Raw genomic sequence first — 24,959 nt, 5'->3', positions numbered from 1 at the left:
AAAACAAGATGCTATGGAGTGATATCGGCACGTATCCGGCAAACTTTAGAAAATATTTCCAGTATTCAGGGCTAATTGGCGCGTACCAATTCCACATCGGAGGCACTGACAATCACGGCATCAATGATCCGTCCGGTACTGTTGTTCCTCACCCGAATGCGTTGGCCTATGCCGCCGTTGTCCAACGCCTCAACGACGGCCCGAATTTGGATGCTGCCCTGATCGGCCGTGAGGGTAAGCGATCGACCGCGCTCCACGATTGTTTTCGCGCGCAAGACGCTTTCACACAGTACCGTTCCCGAGGCCAAGGTCATTTTCGCTTCGTAGGCCGTGAGTGTGTCTTTATCAAAGGCGGCGCAGGGCAGGCTGGCAACATCTCGGCGCTGCCGTTGCCAATGTGCGGCATTGAAGGGTGTTGCCGCCATGATGGTTCGATTAGCAACCCAGACCCACTGTTGACGACTCAGGCTCATCGGTAGAAATAAGCGCCAGCCCGGTTTGTCATTGCATGACACAGCAACATGAACTTTCTGCTGGGAGTTCTGGCCCGGCGCAATTGTGAAACTTAAGGGTTGTGTACAGGCGGCGAGTTTAACTCTGGGGTCGAGTTCGCCGGCGCGCACCATCGCGGGCTCTTCACCTGAATGAGCCATTTGCGCCAATAGCCATTGTTCTGCTTGTAGGCGCAGTGCGGCCACGTTTTGCATAGAAGCAGACGCGGCACTCACGTTTTGGCCAGGCAAAAATGCCGTCAGGGCTAGTGCTATTCCTGCGCGATATGTCCAAGGAGCGTGATGCATAGCGTCAGATTTCCGACAGCCTATTAGGCGATACCAGACACTACGCAAAGCCTGTGCCATCTCCCCGCCAGAAATCTGGCAGTCCCGACAAAGCCTTGTCATTGCACGCAAAAATCCAGGTCAAAATTTAGGTAAGCAATTGAAATATTTAGCTAAATAAAACTGGCACATGCCTTGCTTTGATCGCTTACGACGATGTTATCGGCAGCGCATCGAGAAACTTTAGGCGGACCAGATTATGGCCATCACATTCGATAAAGCATTAGGCATTCATGAGCAGGCCCTTATGTTGAGGGCCCAGCGTAATGAAATTTTGGCGACCAATATCGCTAACGCCGACACGCCTAACTATAAGGCCAGAGATATTGATTTCGCTGCCGCGATGGAGCGTGCTCGTCCTAGGGCTGGGACTCAGTTCGTGACACTGCAGGCCACACACAGTGGCCATATCGGTGTAGATGGCCAGAGCCAATTATCTCCACTGGGGGCTCAGCTTCAGTACCGCACACCTCACCAACCCAGCCTGGATGGCAATACGGTTGAGATGCATATCGAGCAATCGGCCTATGCCGATAACGCGTTGCGGTATCAGGCCTCGCTGCAGTTCCTCGGTAGCAAATTTTCCAGTCTGAAAAATGTCATTACGGGAGGTCGCTAATCATGGCCAGTATTTTAGACATTGCCGGTTCTGCCATGAATGCTCAGATGCTGCGGCTTAACACCACGGCCAGTAATTTGGCTAATGCCAATACGGTCAGCTCCACCGAGCAAGGGGCATACCGTGCAAAGCAGACGGTATTTGCCACGGTCATGGAGACCTCCAATGCATTGTCGGCTAGTCCTGCAGGTAATCCTGTCGGGGGCGTCAATGTGCCGGAAATTGTGGAAAGCCAGGCGCCCGTTCCCAAGCGCTATGAGCCGGGTAACCCGATGGCCGATGCCGACGGCTATGTCTACGCCTCTAACGTCAATGAGGTGGAAGAGATGGCCAACATGATCTCGGCCTCACGCAGTTATCAAAGTAATGCCGAAATTTTTAATACCACTAAAACCTTGATGCTGCGCACCTTGCAGCTCGGCCAATAAGCAGGAGTTGAGGTCATGGATATTGCAACCTATCTCGGTAATAGCTCCAGCGCTGCTTCTGGTGTGTCGGCTACACCCACTGCACCTGCCCGTAAAAAGGATTTAGGCGCGCTGAATCAAGAAGATTTTATGCAGCTCATGTTGCAGCAGCTGAAGTCGCAGGACCCGTTCAAGCCCACTGATAACACTCAGTTCATCGCGCAAATGGCTCAGCTCAGCAGCGTGACGGGCATTAGTGAAATGAAAAACTCGTTGGTGGACGTGGTGGACTCATTGCGTAGCTCACAAGTGCTTAGCGCCTCGAACTTGCTAGGACGTGACGTCTTGGTCAGTAAGGACACCTTCAGCCTGAGTGCTGCAGCGCCCAGTGTTATGGGCCAAATTGAGTTAGCCAAGCCCGCGCAGCAGGTAGACATCGAAATCCGTAACGCGGCTGGAGAGGTCGTGCGTCGTATGCAATCTGGCGCACAAGCTGCAGGACCCTTGCAGTTTGCTTGGGATGGCAAAGATGACAGCGGCGCAACCGTGGCGGCTGGAGACTACAAGATTCAAGCCACTGCCATGACCAATGGTCAGCGTTTGGCCATTGAAATGCAGATGCGAGCACCCGTTACGGGCGTGAGCCTACCGACCGGGGGGCAAGGCCCTCAGTTGCAAGTTCAAGGCCTCGGCACACTTAAATTATCTGATGTGAAAGAAGTGGGCTAAGCCCACATACCGTCCAATTTCGGAGAAATACCATGAGCTTTCGTATCGCACTCAGTGGCTTGAACTCAGCAGCCACCCACTTAGATGTCACTGCCCACAACATTGCCAACGTCAACACGGCCGGCTTTAAGTCCTCGCGCGCGTTGTTTTCGGATGTGTTTGCTACCGCCAGTAATGATCTGTCGGCCACGGCGACCGGGGCAGGTGTGCAGGTGGCCTCGATTCAGCAAAAATTTGGTCAAGGTAATGTGGACTTCACCAACAACAACCTCGATATGGCCATCAGTGGCGAAGGCTTCTTTGTTATGAAGGGGCGCGAGGGCACGGTCTATACACGAGCAGGTGCTTTTAGCGTGGATCGCGAAGGCTATGTGGTGAATAACGACTTGCAGCGTCTACAAGTATTCCCGGTCTCTGAAACCGGAGAATTCGCTACGGGTGCCCTCAGTGATGTGCGTTTGCTCACCACTGAAAGCCCCCCCAAGGCCACCAATGAAATTGAAGTGGGTGTGAACTTGCCCGCTAACGCGCCTCAACCTGCGGGCGTCTTCAGCAGTGCAAACCCCAGCACCTATAACCATGCTACCTCTATGACGGTATATGACTCGCTGGGTACGCCACACACCAGCACGATCTATTTCATCAAAGAGCCCGCTGCCAACACCTGGACACAGCGTCTGTTTGTGGATGGCACTGAGCGCGGCTCACCCCAGCAGCTCACCTTTGACTCCGCCACAGGCAAATTGGCGACCCCTGCCGGTGGGGCATTACCCACGGTAACGGTGACGGGAGCTCAACTCGGTACCGGCTCTGCCGATTTGGCATTGGATTTCAATTACAACGGCTCCACTCAGTATGGCCAAGGGTTTGGTGTGAATAGCCTGTTCCAAGACGGCTACACCACGGGGCGTATGACGGGCGTGGAAGTGGATAAAACCGGCGTGGTATCGGCCCGATTCACCAATGGTCAGCTGAAGTTGCTGGGCCAGGTGGCCTTGGCCATTTTCTCTAATCCGAATGGTTTGCAGCAGCTCGGTGAAACCTCGTGGGCAGAGACGTTCACGTCGGGTGGCCCGCGCTTAGGCCAAGGCGGAAGCTCTAACTTTGGTCTGTTGCAGGCCGGTGCCTTGGAGTCGTCAAACGTGGACTTAACCGAGCAGCTGGTAGAAATGATCACGGCTCAACGCAACTTCCAAGCCAATGCCCAGATGATTTCCACCGCCGACCAGGTCACGCAAACCATCATCAACATGCGTTGATGAGGCGGCCGTAGCAGGAGGGTAGAACCATGGACCATATGCTTTATGTCGGTATGACCGGTGCGCGCGCCATGCAGTTAGCGCAAGCCACTAACGCCAACAATTTAGCCAATGCCAGTACCTCCGGTTTTCGCGCCGACTTTCATCAGCTGATGGCAGAGGCGGTGACAGGCCCTGGCTTAGCCACTCGCGTGAATGCCGTGGCCGGTGAGCGTGCCAGCCAATTGCAAGCGGGCCCCATTCAGCAGACCGGTCGCGAGTTAGATGTCGCGATCACGGGTGAGGGCTGGCTGGCCGTGCAGGATGGCCAAGGAAAAGAGGCGTATAGCCGTCGCGGGGACTTACAAATAACGGTGACGGGGCAGCTGCTAAACGGTGCCGGGCAGCCGGTTTTAGGTGAAAACGGCCCCGTCTCTATTCCGCCTCACAGCAGCCTCACCATTGGCCGTGATGGTTCTGTATCGGTGATTCCATTGGGGCAGGGGGCGGACACGCTCGCCGTGGTGGATCGCATCAAGTTAGTCACCCTTGATCAATCGCAGGTCATCAAAGGCAACGACGGCTTAATGCGCCAACAAGACGATAAGCCGGGTGAAGTGTCGGCAGCCATTGGTCTGCAGTCCGGCAGCTTGGAAGGCTCCAACGTGAATACGGTTGATGCCATGGTGAACATGATTAGCCTGTCTCGCTCCTACGAGATGCAAGTGAAGATGATGCAAACCGCAAAAGATATGGCCGATACCGGCACGCGCTTAATGCGTCTGGAATAACTCTGAGGATGTCACTATGAACGCAGCACTTTGGGTCGCCAAGACCGGCCTCGATGCCCAGCAAACCCGTATGCAGGTGGTCAGCCATAACTTGGCTAACGCCAACACCACAGGCTTTAAGAAAGATCGTGCGGTCTTCGAAGATTTGCTCTACCAGAACGTTCGCCAGGCCGGTGGCCAAGAAACACAACAGACGCGTCTGCCCACGGGCCTACATTTGGGTACCGGTGTGCGCGTTGTGGCGACAGAGAAAATTCATGCCCAAGGCACGGTGTCGCAAACGGGCAATAGCCTGGATGTAGCCATTGATGGCCGCGGCTTTTTCCAAGTGCGTCAGGCTGATGGCACCGCTGCGTATACCCGCGACGGAAACTTCGAAGTGGATAGCCAGGGTCAGTTGGTGACCGCCAGCGGCAATATTGTTGAGCCCGGCATCACCATTCCCCAAGGCACGCAGTCCATCACGATTGGTAGCGATGGCACGGTGACCGCACAGCTACCGGGACAGGCCACACCCGCGCAGATCGGCAGCTTGCAGCTCACCGATTTTGTGAACGCGGCGGGTCTCATGCCAAAGGGTGAAAACCTCTACGTAGAAACGGCTGCCAGTGGCACGCCGCAAACCGGTACGCCAGGACTTAATGGCATCGGTACCTTGGCGCAGGGTGCGCTGGAAGGTTCGAATGTGAATGTGGTGGAAGAGCTGGTGAATATGATTGAGACCCAGCGTGCGTACGAAATGAATTCGAAAGCCATTTCTGCCAGCGATCAAATGCTGCAGTACCTGAATAACAATGTGTAAGGGCGGGAGCTGACCATGCCAAGTTTTAGCGTGCTTCGCGGGCTGGTGCTGTGCCTAAGCATGACGTTATTGGCTTGTCAGCATAATGCACTCATCAAGCCCGGTGATAAGGCTTGGCAGGCCACGCCTCCGGTTTTAGTGAATCCCGCGGCGGCCACGCCGGGTGCGATTTTTCAAGCCGGGCGGGGCGCCAATTTGTTTGTGGATCATCGCGCCAATCAAGTCGGCGATATTGTCACGATTAACTTGGTGGAGAAGACGGATGCCAGCAAGCAATCCACCACGACCACAGCGAAGGAAAGCAGTGTGGCTATTCCAACCGGCAACCTGCTGGGCGGACCCGTCACCTTCAAAGGTCGTGACTTACTCGACACCTCGATCAGTTCAAATCAGGACTTCAAAGGCCAGGGCGCCAGCAGTCAAAGCAATCGACTCAGCGGCAGCATTACCGTGACCGTGGCCGAAGTATTGGCCAACGGCAATCTGCGTGTTCAGGGTGAAAAATGGGTCACGCTTAATCAGGGCGAAGAGTTTATTCGCGTTGCCGGGACGATCCGACCTGTTGATGTGGGGCCGGATAACAGTGTGCCGTCGTGGAAAGTGGCCGATGCACGCATCACCTATAGCGGCAAAGGCATGCTCAATGATGCCAATGCCATGGGCTGGCTAGGTCGGTTATTCCAATCTGTTTTAGCGCCATTGTGAGGACTTCACCATGACACTCTTTAAGCATTTGCTCTGGGCCACCGTGCTGACCCTAAGCCCGCTCATGGCGCAGGCGGAACGTATCAAAGATTTGGTGTCGATTACCGGCGTGCGTGAAAACCAACTCGTCGGTTATGGCCTCGTAGTGGGTTTGCCGGGTACAGGCGATCAAACCAGTCAGGCGCCATTTACGATTCAAAGCATTCGCAACATGTTGGCGCGCTTTGGCATCAAGGTGCCTGATAACGTCAATCCGCAGTTAAAGAACGTGGCGGCTGTGACGGTTCACGCCATGTTGCCCGCGTTTGCCAAGCCAGGCCAAAGCATTGATGTCACCGTGTCTTCTATTGGTAACGCTGGTAGCTTGCGTGGCGGCAGCCTGCTCATGGCCCCGCTTACCGGGGCTGATGGTCAAGTCTATGCCATGGCTCAGGGTAGCTTGCTGGTCGGTGGCTTAGCGGCCTCGGGTCAGGATGGGTCGCGGATTACCGTGAATGTGCCCAGCGCTGGGCGCATTCCAAATGGTGCGACAGTGGAGCGACAAGCGCCGGGTCAAATTGCTCATAATGGTGTTATCCAACTCAATTTAAAAAGCTCAGACTTCACCACTGCGCATCGGCTGGTGGAGGCTATTAATGGTCAGTTTGGTGACGGCGTGGCAAGGGCAGTAGATGCCACCTCCATAGCCGTTACGGGGCCAGTAGATAGCGACAAACAAATCACGTTTCTTTCTTTGCTAGAAAACCTGCAAGTGAAGCCGGCCGAGGCCTCCGCCAAAGTCGTCGTGAACTCACGCACAGGCACCATTGTCATTGGCGGCACGGTAAGAACCTTGCCAGCCGCCGTTACCCATGGCTCGCTCACCGTCACGATCAGTGAAAAGCCGGAAGTCAGTCAGCCCGGGCCCTTCTCCAAAGGCGAGACTACGGTCGTGCCCCGGTCCGAGATTGCCGTTGAGCAAGCCACCCCTCGCATGTTCAAGCTCGACACAGGCAACACGCTGGATGATGTGGTGCGAGCCATCAATGCCGTGGGCGCATCACCTTCGGACTTGGTCGCCATTTTAGAAGCGCTCAGTCAGGCCGGCGCCCTACGCGCTGAGCTGATCGTGATTTGACCTTGGCGATCTAATCATGGCGATTTCTAACTCAACACCTGCAGTTCTGTTTCATGACCCGCAGGCCTTACAGGGCCTTAAGCGTGAGGCCAATGCTGACCCAGCCAAAGCCTTGCTGCCGGTCGCCAAACAGTTTGAATCGGTCTACCTGCAAATGATGTTGAAAAGCATGCGCGCAGCCGTACCGGAAAGCGGCTTGTTTAGTGACGAAGCAGGCAAAACCTATCGGGATATGTTCGATAACCAACTCTCGGTAAACCTTGCTGAGCAAGGTGGCATAGGCCTTGCAAAAGTTATGGTGAAGCAACTCACGCCCGCGCCGCAAAGCGCACAAACACTGGCGTTGCAGTTGTCCCTGCGTCAAGCCGCCGTGAATACGCCGACCACGACAGGGCCCGTCGAACAGTAAAGCGTCAAGAAACCGTCAGGTGGCTTTGATGCGCAGAGGTGGTCAATGGCAGACATGATGGGTACCGCGCTTTCCGCGCTCACCACGTATCAACGGGCGTTGTCCACGACCAGTCATAACATTGCCAATGCCAACACCGAGGGCTATAGCCGCCAGCGCGTTGACATGAGCACGCGAGTGGTCAATCAAGCGGGATCGGGTGCCATTGGCTCAGGCGTTCAAGTGTCTTCCCTGCGTCGTGTCTTTGACTCGTTTGTTATCGATCAGGTGCGAAGCAATACCGCTGGCCTTGCCCGAGAAGAAACCTTTTCCGGCTTAGCCACGCGTGTTGAGTCCGTGGTGTCTGACCCAACCACCGGCATCAATGCCGCCATGTCGCGTTTTTTTAATGCCGTACAGGATGTTGCAACAGATCCTTCGTCCTTGGCCGCTCGCCGTGTTTTGCTGGGCGAAGGTGAGGCCGTTACCGCCCGCGTTCGCGACATTGATAGCCAACTTGAACGCGTCGATTTGGAAGTGAACCAACGCTTGCGAAGCTCGGTAGATGAAATTAATGGCTTTGCTAAACGTATCTCCGATTTAAACAAAGCCATTAGTGAGGCCACGGGGGCTAACCCCGGCATGCCGCCTAACGATCTCTTGGATGCACGCGATCAAGCCTTAATCGGACTGAATAAGTTGGTCAAGGTCAGCACCGTTAGCCAATCGGATGGCGCGCTCAATGTGTTTATTGGTAATGGCCAGTCGCTGGTGTTGTCCAATATTCCGCAAATGTTGACCGTGTCCGCAAATCGCTTTGACCCCAGCCGCCCTGATGTGACGCTGCCCAGCGGCGGTGTTATTACCGACGCACTTGAAGGTGGGAGCTTGGGCGGTCTCATTGCCTTTCGAGAGGAAGTGCTGGCGCCAGTGCGCAGTCAGGTGGGCTTGCTGGCGTTGGGTTTGGCTAGTCAAATCAACACCATTCAACAAGGCGGGCGTGACTTGAGTGGCGCCATGGGTCAGGCATTTTTTACCGTACCACCCGTGGTTGTGCAAAACAGTGGTTTGAATGCGGGCTCGGCTTCCGTCACCGCTAGTATCTCCCAGGTGAGCCAACTGACCGGCGACAATTACAGTGTGGTTGCCGATGGTGCGGGCGGATTTAACCTCTTTACCCAGCCCGGCAACACGCCCGTGAGTGCGGCTGCAGTGGGCCTGAATATTAGTCTCATTGGCACAGCAATCGCCGGCGACACCTTTCTCATTAAGCCCACGGGCGGTGTGGCGGCTGGTCTGCGACTCAACCTAACGGCATCGAGTCAGGTCGCAGCAGCAAGTGCCTCCGGCACATTTGGTGTGGGCGACAATCGCAATGCCTTGCTGATGGCAGCAGCGGAAAACCAACGCGTCTTTTTCGGGGGCACAACCAGCATCGCCGATGGCATGCAAAGCCTGATCAGCAATGTGGCCTCTACCGTGCGTTCCAGTGAGGTCAGTATGGCCTCACAAAGCCTTTTACTCGAACAGTCGATGTCGCGCCGCGACTCCATCTCTGGTGTGAACCTAGATGAGGAGGCCGCCAACCTCATGCGCTTTCAGCAGGCCTACCAAGCGGCAGCTCAAGTGGCCTCGGTGGCGAACTCCGTCTTTCAAACCATGATCGACACCTTCAGGCGCTAAGGGAGATTCATCATGCGTATTGCCTCCTCACAGTGGTTTCGCCAAAGCATGAGTAGCTTGCTGGAACAGCAAGCGGCTGCGGCAAAAACGCAGCAGCAATTAGCGTCGGGTAAGCGACTTTTAAAACCCTCTGATGATCCGGTGGCCGCTACGCGTGCCGTGGATGTGACTCGTGCAGTGGAAAAACTGGCTCAATACGAGCGCAACGGTGTTCAAAGCGAGAACCGTCTGCGCCTGCAAGAAACGGCGGTGGGCGGTAGCCTCGATGTGCTGCAACGCGTGCGCGAGCTAAGCGTGCAGGCCAATAACGGCACGCAAAGTAATGACACCCGTGGCGCCATTGCCGCAGAGGTTGAGCAATTACGTGATGCCTTGCTTCAACAAGTGAACATGAAAGACGGCACGGGCAAATATCTCTTTGGCGGCTTTGGTGAAGACAAGCCACCCTATATAAGCTTCGCCGGTAAAGCCTTTCCTGTACTCGAAAATGCGGCAGGCTTGCGTGTGCCTGGTTTATTAGATGGCAGTGGTCAGCTGGTGCCGGCCACCTTAGTCGCGGGCGAAGTGGTGGTAGATGTCAGCTTGAATCCTGCAGACTTTACGCCATCAGCAAATGGCCAGCGTCAGGTCGATATTGGCCCATCAGCGACGCTGGCCGATGTGGATCCCGCCCTCGCGGTATATCAGCAGGGTACAGGCAGTGGCCGCCGTGATGTCTTAGCGGATGTGCAAGCATTAGCCGAGGGCCTACGTAAGCCGATCGTGTCGGATAGCACCTTTCCTGTGCCGACGGGCTCGCTCACGCAAACTCAGTTTGCTTCCCTCATGTCTGATGGACTGAGTCGCCTAGACAGTCATATCGGGCATCTTTCTGATGTGCGTACGGGTATTGGTACGCGCCTGAATCAGCTCGATGTTCAAACCAATATTCGTGCGGAATCAAGCCTGCAGTTACAGACGACCTTGTCGTCATTGCAGGACGTGGATTACGCCGATGCGATTGCGCGATTAAACCAACAGCTCACCGGCATTCAAGCCGCCCAGCAGGTGTTTACGAAAGTGCAGGGCTTGTCTTTGTTCAATTATTTGTAACCAAACGGCACGCCGGGAGGCTCCGTGTCAGCGTTTGCAGTGATTTGTTGAGACCGTGTTAAAGCCCCTAAAGAAGTACACGGGGCTAACGATAAACAGGGTGTTAGCGAGATGAAGCCACTCCGGCAGAGACCGCTACCGCCTAGTCAATAAAGACCTTCGGAGAAACATCATGGCTCTGTCCATCAACACCAACGTGGCCTCCCTGAATGCTCAGCGCAATGTCGCCAAGTCACAGGAAGGTCTAGCAACTTCCCTGCAGCGCCTGTCGACCGGCCTGCGTATCAATAGCGCTAAGGATGACTCGGCTGGTCTCGCCATCAGCGAGCGTTTCAGCAGCCAGATCCGTGGCCTCAACCAAGCAGCGCGTAATGCCAACGACGGTATCTCGCTGGTGCAGACCGCAGAAGGCGCGCTGACCGAAGTGGGTAGCAACCTGCAGCGTATTCGTGAATTGGCGGTGCAAGCCTCTAACGGCACCAATACCCAAGCTGACCGCGATGCACTGAACGCAGAGGTTTCGCAGTTGAAATCGGAAATTCAGCGTGTTTCCGAACAAACCAACTTCAACGGCACCAAGTTGCTAGATGGTTCGTTCTCGGGTGTCGCCTTCCAAGTGGGTGCTAATGCCGGTGAAACCATCACCATCGCCAGCATTGCCAATACACAGGTGGCAACACTTGGCGGCACTATTAACCGTTTCAGTGCCTCAGTGTCGGCATCGGCAATTACCAGCTTCGCTACCGCTATTCCAGCCGGTGGTCTGACCATCAACGGTACCGATGTAGGTGCCATTGCTGCGGCAGGCAACTCGCAAGAGCGTGCAGGCCAAATCACGGAAGCGATCAACCGTGTTTCGTCCACAACGGGTGTCGGTGCATCGTATGACGCGACCTCCGGTCAGGTGACATTGACCAGCTCTGCTGCAGTCACCGTGGGGGGTGCAAGTGGTACGGTGGCCATCGCAGGCTTTGCTGCCGGCTCAGTGGGTACGTCGACTCCAGCCGTGGGTGTGAACTCGGTCAACGTGTCCAGCTTCACAGGCGCACAAGACACGATTGCCATGATGGACGCAGCCTTGAAGTCGGTGAACACCTCGCGCGGTAACTTGGGTGCCATCCAAAACCGCTTCTCGTCCACCATTGCCAACCTGCAGACCACGTCGGAAAACCTGTCGGCATCGCGTGGTCGAATTGTGGATGCGGACTTTGCGGCAGAAACGGCCAACCTGTCTAAGGGTCAGATCCTTCAGCAGGCAGGTACCGCGATGCTGTCGCAGGCTAACTCCTTGCCTCAGGGCGTGTTGGGTCTGCTGCGTTAAGCACAGCAAGTGGAGTGAGCTTAGGCTCACTCCATCCATTCCTAGCTGGCAGGGAGTGAGCGTAAAGCTCATTCCCTGTTGGCGTTGGTGATGTGTCGAGGTCATCATGAATAATCTTAATGCTTTGAGTGCCATCCCCAACGCGCTGCCTCAGCAAAAAGCACCGCAGTTAAGCGTGGTGGCTAATCTTCGTAATTTAGATATGCCAACTGCCGCGCCGGCGGGTGCGTTGAAGCGAGATAACCCGACCAGTCCCAACGTCACAGAGTTACAGGGATTGACCGAGCTATTGCAGCAACATCAACAACACTTGGCCTTCTCGATTGATGAAGGCAGTGGCACCACGGTCATGCGCGTTATCGATACCGACTCGGGCGACATCATTCGCCAAATGCCGACTGAAAGTTGGCTCAAGTTGGCGCAAGAATTAGCGGATTCAACATCGGGCTTGTTAAATGATCGGGCCTAGTGTGAGGTTTAACGAACGAGGGTAGTGCTATGCCAGGGTTAACCACGAATGGCCTAGGCTCCGGCTTAGACGTGAATAGTTTGGTGACGCAATTGGTGCAGGCAGAACGTGCGCCAACGGCGAATCGAATTACGGCACGCGAAAGTAAAGTGCAGTCTCGACTCTCCGCGTATGGTGGGTTGCGTGCCACGGTGGCCGAGTTTCAAGACACCCTGAAAAAGTTGCAAAGTGAAGCCGTGTTTAAAGCAAGAACGGCACAAGTGAGTAACGAGAGCTTAGTGAAGGCTAGTGCTAGCCCTCAGGCAACGCCGGGCACTTATAACCTGTCTGTTGAAAGTCTGGCGAGCACGCAAAAACTCGCTTCGGGTGCCTTTCTCAGTTCCTCAAGTGCCGTCGGCACAGGGCGATTAGATATTAGTGCCGGGACGAGTAACTTCAGCGTCAATATCACGGCAGGTAATGACTCATTAAGCAGTATTCGCGATGCCATAAATACCGCATCGGGGAATCCTGGCATTCGCGCCACGATAGTAACTGCCAGTACAGGAAGCCATTTGGTTTTAACCGCCGCAGGTAGTGGCAGCGCACAAGGTATTACCCTAAATGCGGTCACTACACCGCCACCACTGGTGTTTATTCCTGGTGTCACGCCACCCGGCGATACTGGCGACCTGAGCTTACTCAACTACAACCCCAGTGCTGGCAGTAACCCCATGACGGTGAAGGCGCCCGCTGCGGATGCCAGCATCATCTTGGATGGATTCAACATTACCTCACCAACGAATACGTTTAGCCAGGCAGTTGAAGGGGTTACTTTGGTCGTGGCGAAAGCATCTCCGGGAGAGAATGTTGTGCTCACGGTGAATGCGGATAAATCCAGCACCCGTAGCGCGATTGACCAATTTGTCGCGGGCTATAACAAATTGCAGACTCAGATTAATAGCTTAACGGCATATAACCCAACGACCCAGGTAGCCGGTCAGTTACAGGGAGATGCCGTCACTCAGCGTCTCGCCAGCACCTTAAAAAATGAAATTAATAACGCCTTAGCTGGCGCAGCCTTAGACCTCGATAGTCTCGCCGAGTTAGGCATTAGCAGTCAGGCCAAAAACGGGCTGCTCACCGTGAATGCCACACGAATGGACGCCGTGTTAACGACCCGCATGAGTGATGTCTCCGCGCTATTTAGTGGCACGAATGGTTTGGCGGCGCGTTTCGCACAAACGATGGATGGCTACTCGAGTAGTACCGGTGTGATTGAAAGTCGTAGCAACAGTTTACGCGGTGAAGCTAAGTCACTGGCGGCACAAAAGCAGGCTTTGGAATTACGTATGACGGCAGTGGAGTCACGTTACCGTAAGCAATTCACGGAATTAGATTCGTTGTTATCCGGCTTTGCCAATACCAGCTCATTTTTAACGCAACAACTCGCAAAATTATCGCCATGATCGTCAAGTTTTCTTTGCCAGCGCCGATAAAGCTAACAGGTATAACGGGCTGGCAAGGGGAATTATCATGAAGTCTTCAAATGCATTTGGCGCTAAGGCTTATGCCGATATCAATCGACATGCCAACGTGGAAGCGGCCAGCCCACATCGATTAATTCAAATGCTGTTTGACGGCGCTTTGGACCGTATCGCGAAAGCGCAGGGCCATATTGAGCGTCGCGACATTGCGGCCAAAGGCCACGACATTGGGCGTGCCATTGGAATTGTGGAGGGATTACGCATGAGCTTGGATCGCTCTGTTCAGCATCCGCTGACGCAACAGCTAGACCAACTCTATGACTATATTTGCCGATGCCTATTGCGCGCCAATTTAGAGAGTGACTTGGCATTGTTGGCGGAGTCCGCGGGCTTACTGCGAGAAATCAAATCGGCTTGGGATGCCATTCCCGAAGGGTATCGTCATGGGGTGCCTGTAGCGGCCATGACAGGTGCTGACAGTCGCGTTGCCATGGGAGCACGATAATGAAACCGGCCGATATCATTCATTTTCCACGCCCAGCTTCAGAGCAACGCCTGACTTGGAATGCCCTGTTAGCCATGACCCATGATTTGCTCGAGAGCGCTAAGCGAGGTGATTGGACTGCGGCCCTCAGCATTCAGCAGCAGCGTCGCCCCTTGTTAGAACATTATTTCCAGTCACACCCCGAGCTCATCGATAAAAAATCATTGGCCGATGGCATTCGTGTCATGCTCAATCTGGATGCCGAAGTCGCCGTGCTTGCAGCCGATCAGCAAGCCATTATTCGTCAAGAGGCGAGTAACAACTATATGGCGGGTGCGGTGGCGCAAGTGTATTTACGTCATCAAGGTCTGTAACGTTGAGGCCCAGCCTACTTAGGAGTCGCTCCATGGATGTCATTGAAACAAACCCTGTGACGCCGGTGGCCACCGATCTGGCCGACACCATTTGCCTAGAAGGTGTTCTGCCTGTGGCTTGGGCTGCCATGCCCGCAGGCTTTACCGACCACGAGTTCAGTGCCATGCATGAGGGCAACCTGATGTTGCTGAATGCCATTGCGGTGATTGATCAGCCTCAGGCTCATGACGGCGATGAGAGTGGCCTGCTGCATCAGGACATGTTTCGTATTGAAGCCAAACTGGATCTCTTAACCAGCTTAGTCACCCGCTTGCTGGATAAATATGCCTTAGTGCCGCCACTGGCTTCGGTCCGGCTGACCGCGCGCCAATTTCTCTGGCATGGTCAGGTGCTGCCTGCCGAGCCGGGCACCTCCGGCATCATTGAGATTTATGTGCATCCGCTTGTGGCGGCACCTTTGCGCTTACCGGCACGGGTCGAGTCTGCAGGAGTGGCGCTACTGTCAGAATTACCACTATCGATGAAAAATGCCTTGGAGAAATTTCTCTTCCGTCAACATAGACGCCAGGTTGCTGAGCACCGCTCATCACGTTAATTACGCGATTAAGCGTTAACGGCTGTGGGCGCAACACAACGAAACATTTACACCCCTGAATCCCACAAGTAGTTGCCAATTCCTCACTGAACTCTGCCGTCAAATAATCGACATTCGATGCATAGACGCAGAGACGAGCAGCAGCTCGCAGGGTGAACGTGATGGGATTAGGTGCAGTTGATACACGTCAGAGTCCATTACCGACAGTGCTTTCGCCACTGGGTAATTCACCGGCCATCTCACAAGTTCGTCGTCTCATTAGCCAGGTAGCCAATCACAATACGGTCGTCCTGATTCAGGGCGAATCGGGCAGCGGCAAGGAAGTGGTTGCGCGTGCCTTGCACCAAAATTCTGAACGCGCCAAATGCGCCTTTGTGCCGGTAAATTGCGGCGCTATTCCCGCTGACTTACTCGAAAGTGAATTGTTCGGCCATGAAAAAGGTGCTTTTACCGGTGCGGTGGCCACGCGTAAAGGTCGTTTCGAAATGGCCGAAGGCGGCACACTATTTCTGGACGAAATTGGCGACATGAGCTTGCCCATGCAGGTGAAGATCTTGCGTGTATTGCAAGAGCGTTGCTTTGAGCGGGTCGGCAGCAATCAAACCATTCGCTGCAATGTGCGAATTATTGCGGCAACGCACCGTGACCTAGATGCCATGGTCGATGCCGGTACCTTCCGCCAAGACTTGTTCTTTCGTCTCAATGTGTTTCCTATTTACGTCCCCGCACTGCGTCAACGCATTGAAGATTTGCCACTGTTACTGCAGCACTTCCGCCGCAAGCAAGAAGCCAATGGCGACCTGTCTGCGGACTTCAGCCAAGGCGCTTTGCAAGCGCTCATGCATTACGGCTGGCCGGGCAATATTCGTGAGCTGGAAAACTTGGTCGAACGCTTAGGCATTACGCACGGTGGCCAACTGGTGCGCGTCAAAGATTTGCCAACACGCTATGTCGGCCAAGTCTGTGACGATGAGGAAGAAGCAAAAGCTCTGCTGCTGGATAAGCCGCTGTTGTCTGCCATTAGCACGCAAATGTCGGTGCCTCGCAACGACGCGCCCACGGTGTTGTCGCAGGAAGGCATGGACCTTAAGCAATACCTGCAAGACCTTGAAGTGAACTACATCAACGAAGCCTTACGTCAGGTCGATGGCGTGGTGTCGCAAGCGGCCCGATTGCTGGGTCTGCAGCGCACCACACTCGTGGAAAAAATGAAGAAATTTGGCCTCCAGGTAATCTGGTAAGTCAGGAGTACAACCATGTCGAGCATATCGGGTGTCGATCAGGTTTTAGGTCAAATCCGCGCCATGCGTAGTTTGACTCAGCCCAATCAAACGTCAGCAAGTGGCTTGGGGGGTATTTCCCCGTTAGCCCCGTCTAATCCGGTGCGAGGGGTAGAGCCCAGCAACGATTTTAGCTCGGTACTCAGAACCTCGGTGGATGCCGTGAATGCCACTCAACAACGGGCACAGCAAGCCACCAGTGCTTGGGAGCGTGGCGATAGTGAAGCCAGTTTGACGCAAGTCATGGTGTCTTTACAGAAGGCGGATGTGTCCTTCAAAGCCATGATGGAAGTACGCAACAAAATGGTGGATGCCTACCAAGAAGTCATGCGCATGTCGATTTGATAGCGTTGTTTATTAGCGTAATGAGGTTAGTACCATGGCAGACGCCACGCTCTCACAGATCACCAGCCGTTTAATGCCAGCCGTTATGCCGGCCTGGTTAAAGCAAATCATTTTGCTTGCCGGTGTGGCGGGCAGCGTGGCTATCGGCTTGTCCATGGTCATGTGGTCGCAACAACCGCCCTACAGTGTGCTCTACAGCAGCTTGCCGGCCGAGCGGGCCAGCGCTGTTATGGATACCCTGACGACCCTGAATATTCCTTATCAATTAGAAAAAAACACCGGTGCTTTAATGGTGCCCGAAGCCGAGCTGCACAATGCGCGCTTGAAATTGGCCGGCAGTGGCATGGTGCAATCGGAAGATGGCACCGGCTTGGAAATGATTCGTGCTGAAAAGGGCTTTGGTGTTAGCGAGTTTATGGAGACGCGTAAGTATCAGCATGCCTTAGAGGTAGAGCTCAGCCGCACCATTGAAAGTATTCAGCAAGTGCATAAGGCACGCGTGCATTTGGCGCTGCCCAAACAAAGCGTCTTTATTCGCGATCGCAAGCCAGCCAGTGCGTCGGTGATGGTCGATATTCGTCCGGGCAGCACGCTGGATCAGCAAAACGTGCGTGCCATTATGAATTTGGTTGCCGCCAGTATTCCTGAGTTGAGTTCGGAACAGGTCACCGTGGTGGATCAGCAGGGCAATTTGCTTTCGCGTGTCGAGCGCGATGATGCCCTGGAGCTGAGTAATCGCCAGTTTGCTTATCGGCAACAGGTGGAGAAAGCCTACGAGGAGCGCATTGAGCGTCTGCTCTCGGCCATGGTGCCATCGGGTTTAGTCCGTGTGCAGGTGTCTGCCGATATGGACTTCTCCTCGCTACAAGAAAGTCGCGAGTCGTTCACCCCCGATCGCAGCGTGGTTCGCAGTGAGCAAATTACCTTGAACGGTAGCGATAAAGCGCTGCCTCCTGCGAGTGGTGTGCCCGGTGCGCTGAGTAATCAACCGCCAACTGCTGTCACGCCGCCACCGGCCAAAGCAGGAGAGGCTGCGGCTACGGCCACCACAGGTAGTCAGGCCGTGACACGAAATTATGAGGTTGAGCGTGTCCTGAACTACACCAACACGCCCGCAGGAGCGGTGCGCAAGCTCTCTGTGGCGGTAGTGGTTGATAGCTCGTCACTGCGAGACAGTCAGGGCAAAATCGTGCGTGCGGGCCCATCGCAAGCCGAGATGGATCGTATGACCAGCGTGGTACAAGGCGCGATTGGCTACACCGTGGATCGTGGCGATCAAGTCACGGTGGTCGGCTCCAACTTCTCGGCACCGGAGCCGCTGAGTGAGAGCGAGTCCGCTACGCCCATCTGGCAGGAGTCGTGGTTTGCCAGTTTGGTGAAACAGTCCTTGGTGGGTCTGGCGGTACTGCTCTTAGCGTGGGGCGTGTTACGCCCGTTGCTTAAGCAGGCCTTAGCGCCCTCGTCAGCACTGCCTGCGTTAGCTCCTGGCGACCCAGAGTCGGCATCGCGTCAGTTCTCGAACAGTCCCGATAGTTATTCACCCAATGCCATGCAATTCAGCCATAGCGGCATGAATGGGTTGCCCGCGCCGGCACCGCTGACTTTAAGCAATGCCGAACTTGACCAGCGCATGAGTGCGGTGCGCTTGGCCGCCACCGAAGACCCTCGACTGGTCGCACAAGTCGTTAAAACCTGGGTGACTCCTCATGACGCCTGAAACTGCCGTGACCGCTCAAGCACCCGGTAGCCATGAGGCTGCCATGCTCCTGCTGATGTTGGGCGAGGAGCGGGCTGCAGATGTGTTAAAGCATGTGGGCTCCGAAGCCGTGGAAAAAATTGGCATGGCCATGGCAGGGATTCGTGAGGTCAACAATGACCAAGCCTTGGCAGTGATTACCCAATTTGGACATGCCTTGCAGGCACAAACGCCGCTCGGTGTGGGCGTGCCGGACTATGTGCGCCAGGTCTTGGTCAGCACCCTTGGCGAGCAACAGGGCCGAACGCTGGCCGATCGTGTTTTGGGCGATAGCCAGCCGGTGGAGATCGACTCCTTACGGTGGCTAGATTTCGATACGGTGGTGCACATGCTGCGCGACGAACACCCCCAGATCATTGCCATCACCTTGGCGCATATGGCGAAAGATCAAGCCGCCATGATTTTGGATCGACTCGCCCCTGAATTGCAGGGAGATATTGTGCTGCGCATCGCGACGCTGGAAAAAATTCCGCAAGCGGCATTGGTCGAACTGCAAAACATTCTACGCAACAAACTGTCGCTATCGGGTTCATTCAAATCGAAACTGATTGATGGCGCGAAAGCCGTGGCCGACATCATGAACTGTGTTGGATCGGAGACGGAGGCGCGAGTGATTGCGGCCCTTAACGAAGCCGACAGCAGCCTGACCACCAAGATTCAAGACCTCATGTTTGTCTTCGATAACCTCATTGGCCTTGATGACAAAGGCATGCAGGTGCTGCTGCGTGAAGTCTCTAGCGACCTGTTGGCGTTGGCCCTGAAGGGTGCCATTGAACCCATGCGAGAAAAGATTTTCCGCAACATGTCTAAGCGTGCGGGCGAAATGCTTAGGGAAGATATGGAAACGCGCGGCCCGGTCAAAATGAGTGATGTGGAAAGCGCGCAGAAAGAAATGGTTGCGATTGCTCGACGCATGGCAGAAGCCGGTCAAATCACCTTAGCGAGCGGCCGCGATGACTATGTCGAATAATGCTACGTCGAATAAGGCGACACCTATGAATAACACCGCGAAAGCCTGGGCACGTTGGCAAATGCCGCCCATGCACACGGAGCCGATGTCGATGCCCGAAAGTCAGGAGCGTTCGGCGTATTTAACTGACGAAGCATCGTCCACGGCTCGAGATGAAGCTCGACGTGCCGGCTGGGAGCAAGGCCTGAGCGAAGGTCGTATGGCGGCGCGGGGCGAGTTGCGTCTGCAAGCTGAGCGTCTGCAGCAGCTGATTGAACAAATGGCAGCGCCCTTGTCGCAATGTAATGACGAAGTGAAAGAAGAGTTGGTGCTGTTGGCCATGGTTATTGCTAAGCAGGTATTGCATCGCGAGCTGACGCTGCAACCGGCCGACATTCACGAAATGGTCTCTCAAGCCATTAAAGCCTTACCTGCGGGTACGCGGCATGTACGTATCCACTTACACCCCGAAGACGCGCACTTGCTCTCGTCAAACCTCGAAATGAACGAAGGCTCGACGTGGAAAATGATCGAAGATGCCAGTATTGCCCGCGGTGGCTGCATGGTCGATAGCGGTGCTTCGCGTATAGATGCCCGTGTCGAGACTCGCTTGCAAGACATGCTGACACGCATGCAAGGGCATAACAGCCCTAGGGCAGAAGTCGCATGAGCCTGCACGCTGCGGTCAGTCGCAGCGCGCCCGATTGGGCGGCGCACCTGCATGCCTGCCGCGACCGTTTGAGTGAAGAAGCCCCCGTTCAAGTTGAAGGTCGCTTGCGCCGAATCGTCGGTATGTTGTTGGAGGCGGAGGGCTGTAGTGCCGCGATTGGCTCACGCTGCTTGGTCGAAACACGACAGGGCGGCTGGCTGGAATCGGAGGTCGTGGGCTTTAGCGGTGATCGTTTACAGCTCATGCCTACCGGCGAACTGGGCGGCATCGAACCCAATGCCCGCGTGCTCCCAATCAACCGCGTGGTGGATGTGCCGGTTGGTCCGAGCTTATTGGGGCGTGTCATTGATGCTTCTTCGCATCCCCTAGACGGCAAAGGCCCACTCAACACCACACATTATCAACCGCTACTCGCCACGCCCATTAACCCTTTGCAACGACAACCCATCCGCGAGCCGCTGGATGTGGGCCTTAGCGCTCTTAATGGCTTGCTCTGTGTTGGGCGAGGGCAGCGCTTGGGTTTATTTGCGGGCAGCGGCGTGGGTAAAAGCGTGCTCTTAGGCATGATGACGCGCTTTACCCGAGCCGACATTGTGGTGGTGGCGCTGATCGGCGAACGCGGCCGTGAGGTGAAAGAGTTTGTAGATCATATTTTGGGTGCCGAGGGCATGGCGCGCGCGGTGGTTGTGGCCACGCCAGCCGACCATTCACCCCTCATGCGACTTCGAGCGGCGTGGGTGGCCACGGCTATTGCCGAGTATTTTCGTGATCAGGGCAAGCAAGTACTTCTGCTCATGGATTCGTTAACGCGCTTTGCTCAGGCCCAGCGTGAAATTTCCTTAGCAGTGGGCGAACCGCCCGCCACTAAGGGCTATCCGCCCAGTGTTTTTGCTCGCTTGCCGGCCTTAGTGGAGCGTGCGGGTAATGGCCCGGCTGGAGGCGGATCAATCACCGCCTTCTACACCGTGCTTGCCGAGGGCGATGACCAACAAGACCCCATTGTGGATTCCGCACGCGCCATTCTCGATGGCCACATCGTGTTGTCGCGCGCATTGGCCGAATCTGGTCACTTTCCCGCTATTGATATTGAGCAATCGGTGAGTCGGGCCATGAACGACATCACCCCACGCGATCACAAGCTGTTGATCCGCCGCTTTCGTCAAACCTGGGCGTTGTATCAACAAAATCGCGACCTCATTTCCATTGGTGCTTATCAGCGGGGCAGCGACCCGCGAGTGGATGAAGCCGTGCGCTTACTGCCGCTCATGACCCGGTTTTTGCAACAAGACACCGATGACGCGGTATCCGTCGAGCGCGCTAAAGAAGCGCTGAGCGCACTTTTTGGCGATGAAGGGGGAGCAGCATGATGAAACGATCACAACGCATGCGGCCTGTGCTGGCCGTGGCACAACGTGCCGAAGATGTGATGCTGAAAGCCTATGCCCGCAGTCAGCAGCAGTTAGCGGATGCCGAGCATAAGCTGAACCAGCTCGTGGACTATCAATTGGAATACGCCCGTGGCCTGCACGTGGTGTCATCTCAGCTAGTCGATTTAGCGCAACTGCAAGCGCGTCGCCACTTTATGAACAAGCTCATGGCGGCAATTGCGTCTCAGCAAGCGGAAGTCGCTCGCTTTCAACAACTCGTCGTATCGGCACGCTTAGCCTGGCTGAAAACCCGTGGGCATAGTCAAAGCATGAGCAAGCTCACGGCTCGCTACGAGTCAGAAGAGTTTGTTCTGCGCGAGCAGCAGGCTCAGCGACAAGCAGATGAACTATCGGGCCAGCGCTTCACTTGGCGGCAACAAGCCGAGCAAGAGGACTGGCAGCAAGGAGCAGCATCATGATGCCTAGCCTAAGCACACAAACAGAAACTCTGGTTAATCCGCTGGCCGCCAGCCCTACAGGCTTAGCCGAGGCAACGCCAGCCGGCTCAGTTTTTGCTGAATTGTTCCAGGCCTTACAGCCCGGCTCGGCCCCCGCAGCAGATGCCACGGCGTTGCTGCCTCAGACTGCACTGTCAGAGGCTTCACTGTCAGAGGCTTCGCTGCTCAAAGCCCCCGAGCTAACCACGGTGGCCATCACGCCCGAGCTTTCCGAGGATCTTACTCACGCCTCCGTGCAAACGGCATTAGCCAGTGCTATTCACGGCTTGAATCAAGGACTGCCTCGCCACGAGGCAGCCCTTACCGATGGGCTCGCGAGCGAGGAGTTGCCGGAGGAGGCATTGCCCACACCGACGCTTGAAGCGGCAACGCCAAGTCTAGTCACATTGCCATTTGCCATTAACCTGCTGCGTGTCGAAACACCGTCTTCCATTACCCGCTCAAGTGCAGCCCCCGAAGGAAAAGGGGCTATGCCTCCTGTTGAGCAGGCACTGGCGGCGACTGCAGTGCCCACTAGCTCCGTTGCCAACGCAAGCACCGCTACCACGGCCATTAATTCGCCGCCGTTAGCATGGACCAATGGCCTGCCGGCTAGTTTTTTAAACACCCCAGTTAAGCAGGAAATGACCCTTCCTATGGGGCGTGAGGCATTGCTGGCCTTAAGTGGCGATTCGGCCTTTACGAGTGGCAGTCCTGAGTTGCCCAAGGTCGCGCTAACATCGGTCGGCCTCGCCACGGGCTTAACCTTAGCGAACCCACAAACGAGTAGCCCTTTACCCGGCCTGGTAACGCTAACGCCGAATGCCTTGCTCGACCCGAGTTGGTCCGATGCCTTTGGCCAGCGCATAGCGCTGCTGGCTCAGCAAGGCACGCAAACCGCCACGCTGCAGATGAATCCCTCCGACCTAGGGCCGATTCACGTGCGCATTTCACTGAACGAGCAAAGCGCAAAAGTGGAATTCAATACCTTGCAACAAACCACCAGCGACTTAATCACGGCCGCTATGCCACGCCTTGCCGCTGCCATGGAGCAGCAAGGCATGCGTTTGGATGACTCGCGTGTCAGCCTGATGAGCCAACGCCCAGACAGCTTTGCATCACAGTCGGGGTTCTCGCCGCGACAAGACTCATCTGGCCAGCAGGGCGGTAGCTCCTCACCTCAGCCCAATGCCTTAGAGCACCGCCAAGCGCTTGAGTTGCGTCAGGAGCGCGCGGCCCAAGCACGAGAAGCCAGCCACAGCAGGACGAATACTGGTGTAGATTATTACGCCTGAGCTTGTCATTTAGCGCCGGGCGAAGGACTATCTGCTCATCTTTTTAGGTGAGTTCGCTATGAATGTTTTGATTGTCCATGCCCATCCTGAAGCACAGTCTTTTACCTCTGCCATGAAGTCGGCCGCAGTGGCCGATTTTACCGCTGCCGGTCACACCGTCGTGGTGTCTGACCTATACGCCATGAATTGGAACCCGGTGGCCAGCGCCGCAGACTTCGGCTCGCGTGGCAATGCCGAATACTTAAATTACGCGCTGGAGCAACGCGCCAATGTCGACGCGCAAACCTTAGCGCCCGACATTGAGGCTGAGCTGAAAAAGCTCGAAGCCGCTGACCTGGTGATTTTCAGCTTCCCGCTGTATTGGTTCTCCGTACCGGCCATCCTAAAAGGTTGGTTCGACCGTGTGCTGGTCTCTGGTCGAGTGTATGGTGGCCGTCGTTTCTATGATCAAGGCGGCTTAAAAGGCAAGCACGCCATGCTCGCACTGACCTGTGGTGGTCGCGACTACATGCTGGCCGAAGGCGGCATTCACGGCGATATCGATAAGATTTTAATGCCCGTATTGCAAGGCACGCTGGCCTATACCGGCATGACCGTGCTGCCCACGTTTGTGGGCTATCACGTGCCGTATTTAACTCAGGAAGCGCGTGGTGACATTCTGCAAAACTTCCGTGAGCATGTGGCCAATTGGCAGCAGCTCAAGCCCATGAGCATGCCCGTGCTGGCCGCGTTTGACCGAGAAATGAAACGCCTACCCAGCGCTTTGGAGTTCTAAGATGGATGCCTTCATGCACAGCCTTGCGCTGCCATTGGAGCAGTGGATTGGTGGCCCCGTGGATTGGAAGCAGATCATTCTCATTGGTTTGTCGCCCATCTTCCTTGCGACATTCGCCATTGAGTGGCTGTACATGCGACGAGCAGGGCGCACCGAGCAGTTCAACGGCAAAGATATTCTCACCAACCTCAACCTCGGTGGCAGCTATCAGGTCTTTGAAATTGTGGTGCATGCACTGTTCTTCATGACCGCCATGCACTGGTTCTATGACCACCGCGTAGCCAATGTTGAGCTGAATGCCTGGACCATCCTGCCTTTATTTTTGCTCGTGGAGTTTTGCTACTACTGGTTCCACCGCACCAGTCACCGGGTGCGCTGGTTCTGGTGTGCTCATGTGGTGCATCACAGTGGCGAGCACATGAATTTCACCACGGCCATGCGCCAAAGCATGCTCTACCCACTCACGGGTTACTGGTTATTCTTCACGCCACTCATGCTCATTGGCATCAAGCCCGAATACACCATGGCGCTCTACGCCATGAATTTGGGCTACCAGTTCTTCGCGCACACGGAGTCCATCCGTAAGATGCCTGCGTGGTACGAGTACGTGTTCGTCACGCCATCGCACCATCGTGTGCACCATGGCCGCAACCCGCAATACATCGACAAAAACTATGGCGGCGTGCTCATCCTCTTTGATCGCCTGTTTGGCACTTTTGCCGAAGAAAAAGAGACCGTGGAATACGGCATCGTGCGCCAGGTCCAAAGCAACAACATCCTCACGCTAAACCTCCACGAATTCCGGGATATGGTGAAAGACATGGCCAAGCCCGGCCCCATTTGGCAGCGCTTGAAGCACCTGTGGGCGCCGCCGGAGTGGGAGCGTTCTAATAACTCTAAATAGG

At 55.4% G+C, this 24,959-nt stretch carries 28 protein-coding genes; 27 read left to right on the top strand and 1 reads right to left on the bottom strand.

All coding sequences use genetic code 11. From position 1 onward, the window contains the following. Nucleotides 1-71: 71 nt before the first annotated feature. Nucleotides 72-800 carry a flagellar basal body P-ring formation chaperone FlgA gene (gene flgA, locus AC14IB_RS07615; RefSeq protein WP_484231316.1) on the bottom strand — a complete coding sequence of 243 codons (729 nt, stop codon included), beginning with the start codon at nucleotides 798-800 and terminating at the stop codon, nucleotides 72-74. Between the two features lie 238 nt (nucleotides 801-1,038). On the opposite strand from flgA, the gene flgB reads away from it, so the two are divergent. The 27 genes from flgB (at nucleotide 1,039) to AC14IB_RS07480 (ending at nucleotide 24,958) form a co-directional block, all read left to right on the top strand. Beyond that, nucleotides 1,039-1,458, top strand: coding sequence for a flagellar basal body rod protein FlgB (gene flgB / locus AC14IB_RS07610; RefSeq protein WP_484231315.1), 420 nt, complete (start codon nucleotides 1,039-1,041; stop codon nucleotides 1,456-1,458). A gap of 2 nt (nucleotides 1,459-1,460) precedes the next feature. Beyond that, a complete protein-coding gene (gene flgC / locus AC14IB_RS07605; RefSeq protein WP_068859010.1) occupies nucleotides 1,461-1,886 on the top strand; it encodes a flagellar basal body rod protein FlgC in 426 nt (141 codons plus the stop codon). 15 nt (nucleotides 1,887-1,901) lie between these two features. Further along, a complete protein-coding gene (locus AC14IB_RS07600; RefSeq protein ID WP_484231314.1) occupies nucleotides 1,902-2,594 on the top strand; it encodes a flagellar hook assembly protein FlgD in 693 nt (230 codons plus the stop codon). A gap of 32 nt (nucleotides 2,595-2,626) precedes the next feature. Beyond that, nucleotides 2,627-3,853, top strand: coding sequence for a flagellar hook protein FlgE (gene flgE / locus AC14IB_RS07595; protein WP_484231313.1), 1,227 nt, complete (start codon nucleotides 2,627-2,629; stop codon nucleotides 3,851-3,853). A 29-nt stretch (nucleotides 3,854-3,882) separates the two neighbouring features. After that, entirely contained in the window at nucleotides 3,883-4,623 is a 741-nt protein-coding gene (locus tag AC14IB_RS07590; RefSeq protein WP_068859019.1) for a flagellar basal body rod protein FlgF, read from the top strand. Between the two features lie 16 nt (nucleotides 4,624-4,639). Continuing rightward, nucleotides 4,640-5,425 (top strand): flagellar basal-body rod protein FlgG, encoded by a 786-nt coding sequence (gene flgG / locus AC14IB_RS07585; RefSeq protein ID WP_484231312.1) that lies wholly within the window; start codon nucleotides 4,640-4,642, stop codon nucleotides 5,423-5,425. 15 nt (nucleotides 5,426-5,440) lie between these two features. Next, on the top strand, nucleotides 5,441-6,130 hold the full coding sequence (flgH, locus tag AC14IB_RS07580) for a flagellar basal body L-ring protein FlgH (RefSeq protein WP_484231311.1): 690 nt from the start codon (nucleotides 5,441-5,443) through the stop codon (nucleotides 6,128-6,130). A 10-nt stretch (nucleotides 6,131-6,140) separates the two neighbouring features. Then, the gene (locus AC14IB_RS07575; protein ID WP_484231310.1) at nucleotides 6,141-7,247 is read left to right on the top strand and encodes a flagellar basal body P-ring protein FlgI; all 1,107 of its coding nucleotides are present in this window, start codon (nucleotides 6,141-6,143) and stop codon (nucleotides 7,245-7,247) included. A gap of 16 nt (nucleotides 7,248-7,263) precedes the next feature. Beyond that, nucleotides 7,264-7,656, top strand: coding sequence for a rod-binding protein (locus tag AC14IB_RS07570; RefSeq protein ID WP_484231309.1), 393 nt, complete (start codon nucleotides 7,264-7,266; stop codon nucleotides 7,654-7,656). 45 nt (nucleotides 7,657-7,701) lie between these two features. Further along, nucleotides 7,702-9,318, top strand: a complete 1,617-nt coding sequence (gene flgK, locus AC14IB_RS07565; protein WP_484231308.1) for a flagellar hook-associated protein FlgK — start codon at nucleotides 7,702-7,704, stop codon at nucleotides 9,316-9,318. A 12-nt stretch (nucleotides 9,319-9,330) separates the two neighbouring features. Then, on the top strand, nucleotides 9,331-10,410 hold the full coding sequence (gene flgL / locus AC14IB_RS07560; RefSeq protein ID WP_484231307.1) for a flagellar hook-associated protein FlgL: 1,080 nt from the start codon (nucleotides 9,331-9,333) through the stop codon (nucleotides 10,408-10,410). A gap of 172 nt (nucleotides 10,411-10,582) precedes the next feature. After that, nucleotides 10,583-11,731 carry a flagellin gene (locus AC14IB_RS07555; protein WP_484231306.1) on the top strand — a complete coding sequence of 383 codons (1,149 nt, stop codon included), beginning with the start codon at nucleotides 10,583-10,585 and terminating at the stop codon, nucleotides 11,729-11,731. Between the two features lie 106 nt (nucleotides 11,732-11,837). Continuing rightward, on the top strand, nucleotides 11,838-12,200 hold the full coding sequence (locus AC14IB_RS07550; RefSeq protein WP_484231305.1) for a flagellar protein FlaG: 363 nt from the start codon (nucleotides 11,838-11,840) through the stop codon (nucleotides 12,198-12,200). 29 nt (nucleotides 12,201-12,229) lie between these two features. Further along, complete coding sequence (fliD, locus tag AC14IB_RS07545; protein ID WP_484231304.1) at nucleotides 12,230-13,648, top strand: flagellar filament capping protein FliD; 1,419 nt, start codon at nucleotides 12,230-12,232, stop codon at nucleotides 13,646-13,648. Nucleotides 13,649-13,715: 67 nt separating this feature from the next. Continuing rightward, nucleotides 13,716-14,171, top strand: a complete 456-nt coding sequence (fliS, locus tag AC14IB_RS07540; protein WP_484231303.1) for a flagellar export chaperone FliS — start codon at nucleotides 13,716-13,718, stop codon at nucleotides 14,169-14,171. After that, nucleotides 14,171-14,524 carry a flagellar protein FliT gene (gene fliT / locus AC14IB_RS07535; protein WP_068859048.1) on the top strand — a complete coding sequence of 118 codons (354 nt, stop codon included), beginning with the start codon at nucleotides 14,171-14,173 and terminating at the stop codon, nucleotides 14,522-14,524. The genes fliS and fliT overlap by 1 nt, the downstream gene beginning before the upstream one ends. 32 nt (nucleotides 14,525-14,556) lie before the next feature. Continuing rightward, nucleotides 14,557-15,120 carry a PilZ domain-containing protein gene (locus AC14IB_RS07530; protein WP_068859051.1) on the top strand — a complete coding sequence of 188 codons (564 nt, stop codon included), beginning with the start codon at nucleotides 14,557-14,559 and terminating at the stop codon, nucleotides 15,118-15,120. Between the two features lie 161 nt (nucleotides 15,121-15,281). Further along, entirely contained in the window at nucleotides 15,282-16,361 is a 1,080-nt protein-coding gene (locus AC14IB_RS07525) for a sigma-54 interaction domain-containing protein (protein ID WP_484231302.1), read from the top strand. Between the two features lie 15 nt (nucleotides 16,362-16,376). Next, the gene (fliE, locus tag AC14IB_RS07520; RefSeq protein ID WP_484231301.1) at nucleotides 16,377-16,745 is read left to right on the top strand and encodes a flagellar hook-basal body complex protein FliE; all 369 of its coding nucleotides are present in this window, start codon (nucleotides 16,377-16,379) and stop codon (nucleotides 16,743-16,745) included. A gap of 34 nt (nucleotides 16,746-16,779) precedes the next feature. Next, nucleotides 16,780-18,462, top strand: a complete 1,683-nt coding sequence (gene fliF / locus AC14IB_RS07515) for a flagellar basal-body MS-ring/collar protein FliF (RefSeq protein WP_484231300.1) — start codon at nucleotides 16,780-16,782, stop codon at nucleotides 18,460-18,462. After that, complete coding sequence (fliG, locus tag AC14IB_RS07510) at nucleotides 18,452-19,471, top strand: flagellar motor switch protein FliG (protein WP_484231299.1); 1,020 nt, start codon at nucleotides 18,452-18,454, stop codon at nucleotides 19,469-19,471. The genes fliF and fliG overlap by 11 nt, the downstream gene beginning before the upstream one ends. Before the next feature lie 25 nt (nucleotides 19,472-19,496). Beyond that, nucleotides 19,497-20,120 carry a FliH/SctL family protein gene (locus tag AC14IB_RS07505; RefSeq protein ID WP_484231298.1) on the top strand — a complete coding sequence of 208 codons (624 nt, stop codon included), beginning with the start codon at nucleotides 19,497-19,499 and terminating at the stop codon, nucleotides 20,118-20,120. Then, on the top strand, nucleotides 20,117-21,487 hold the full coding sequence (gene fliI / locus AC14IB_RS07500) for a flagellar protein export ATPase FliI (protein ID WP_484231297.1): 1,371 nt from the start codon (nucleotides 20,117-20,119) through the stop codon (nucleotides 21,485-21,487). Before AC14IB_RS07505 ends, fliI begins: the two co-directional genes overlap by 4 nt. Beyond that, on the top strand, nucleotides 21,484-21,966 hold the full coding sequence (fliJ, locus tag AC14IB_RS07495) for a flagellar export protein FliJ (protein WP_484231296.1): 483 nt from the start codon (nucleotides 21,484-21,486) through the stop codon (nucleotides 21,964-21,966). Before fliI ends, fliJ begins: the two co-directional genes overlap by 4 nt. Next, a complete protein-coding gene (locus AC14IB_RS07490) occupies nucleotides 21,963-23,279 on the top strand; it encodes a flagellar hook-length control protein FliK (RefSeq protein WP_484231295.1) in 1,317 nt (438 codons plus the stop codon). Before fliJ ends, AC14IB_RS07490 begins: the two co-directional genes overlap by 4 nt. Nucleotides 23,280-23,337: 58 nt before the next feature. Next, nucleotides 23,338-24,054, top strand: a complete 717-nt coding sequence (locus AC14IB_RS07485) for an NAD(P)H-dependent oxidoreductase (protein ID WP_484231294.1) — start codon at nucleotides 23,338-23,340, stop codon at nucleotides 24,052-24,054. A 1-nt stretch (nucleotide 24,055) separates the two neighbouring features. Continuing rightward, complete coding sequence (locus AC14IB_RS07480) at nucleotides 24,056-24,958, top strand: sterol desaturase family protein (RefSeq protein WP_484231293.1); 903 nt, start codon at nucleotides 24,056-24,058, stop codon at nucleotides 24,956-24,958. The last annotated feature ends 1 nt before the right edge of the window (nucleotide 24,959 follow it).

Source organism: Perlucidibaca sp., from assembly GCF_057084925.1.
The sequence above is the reverse complement of the archived record's forward strand: the minus strand, read 5'-3'. Positions and strand labels throughout refer to the sequence as shown.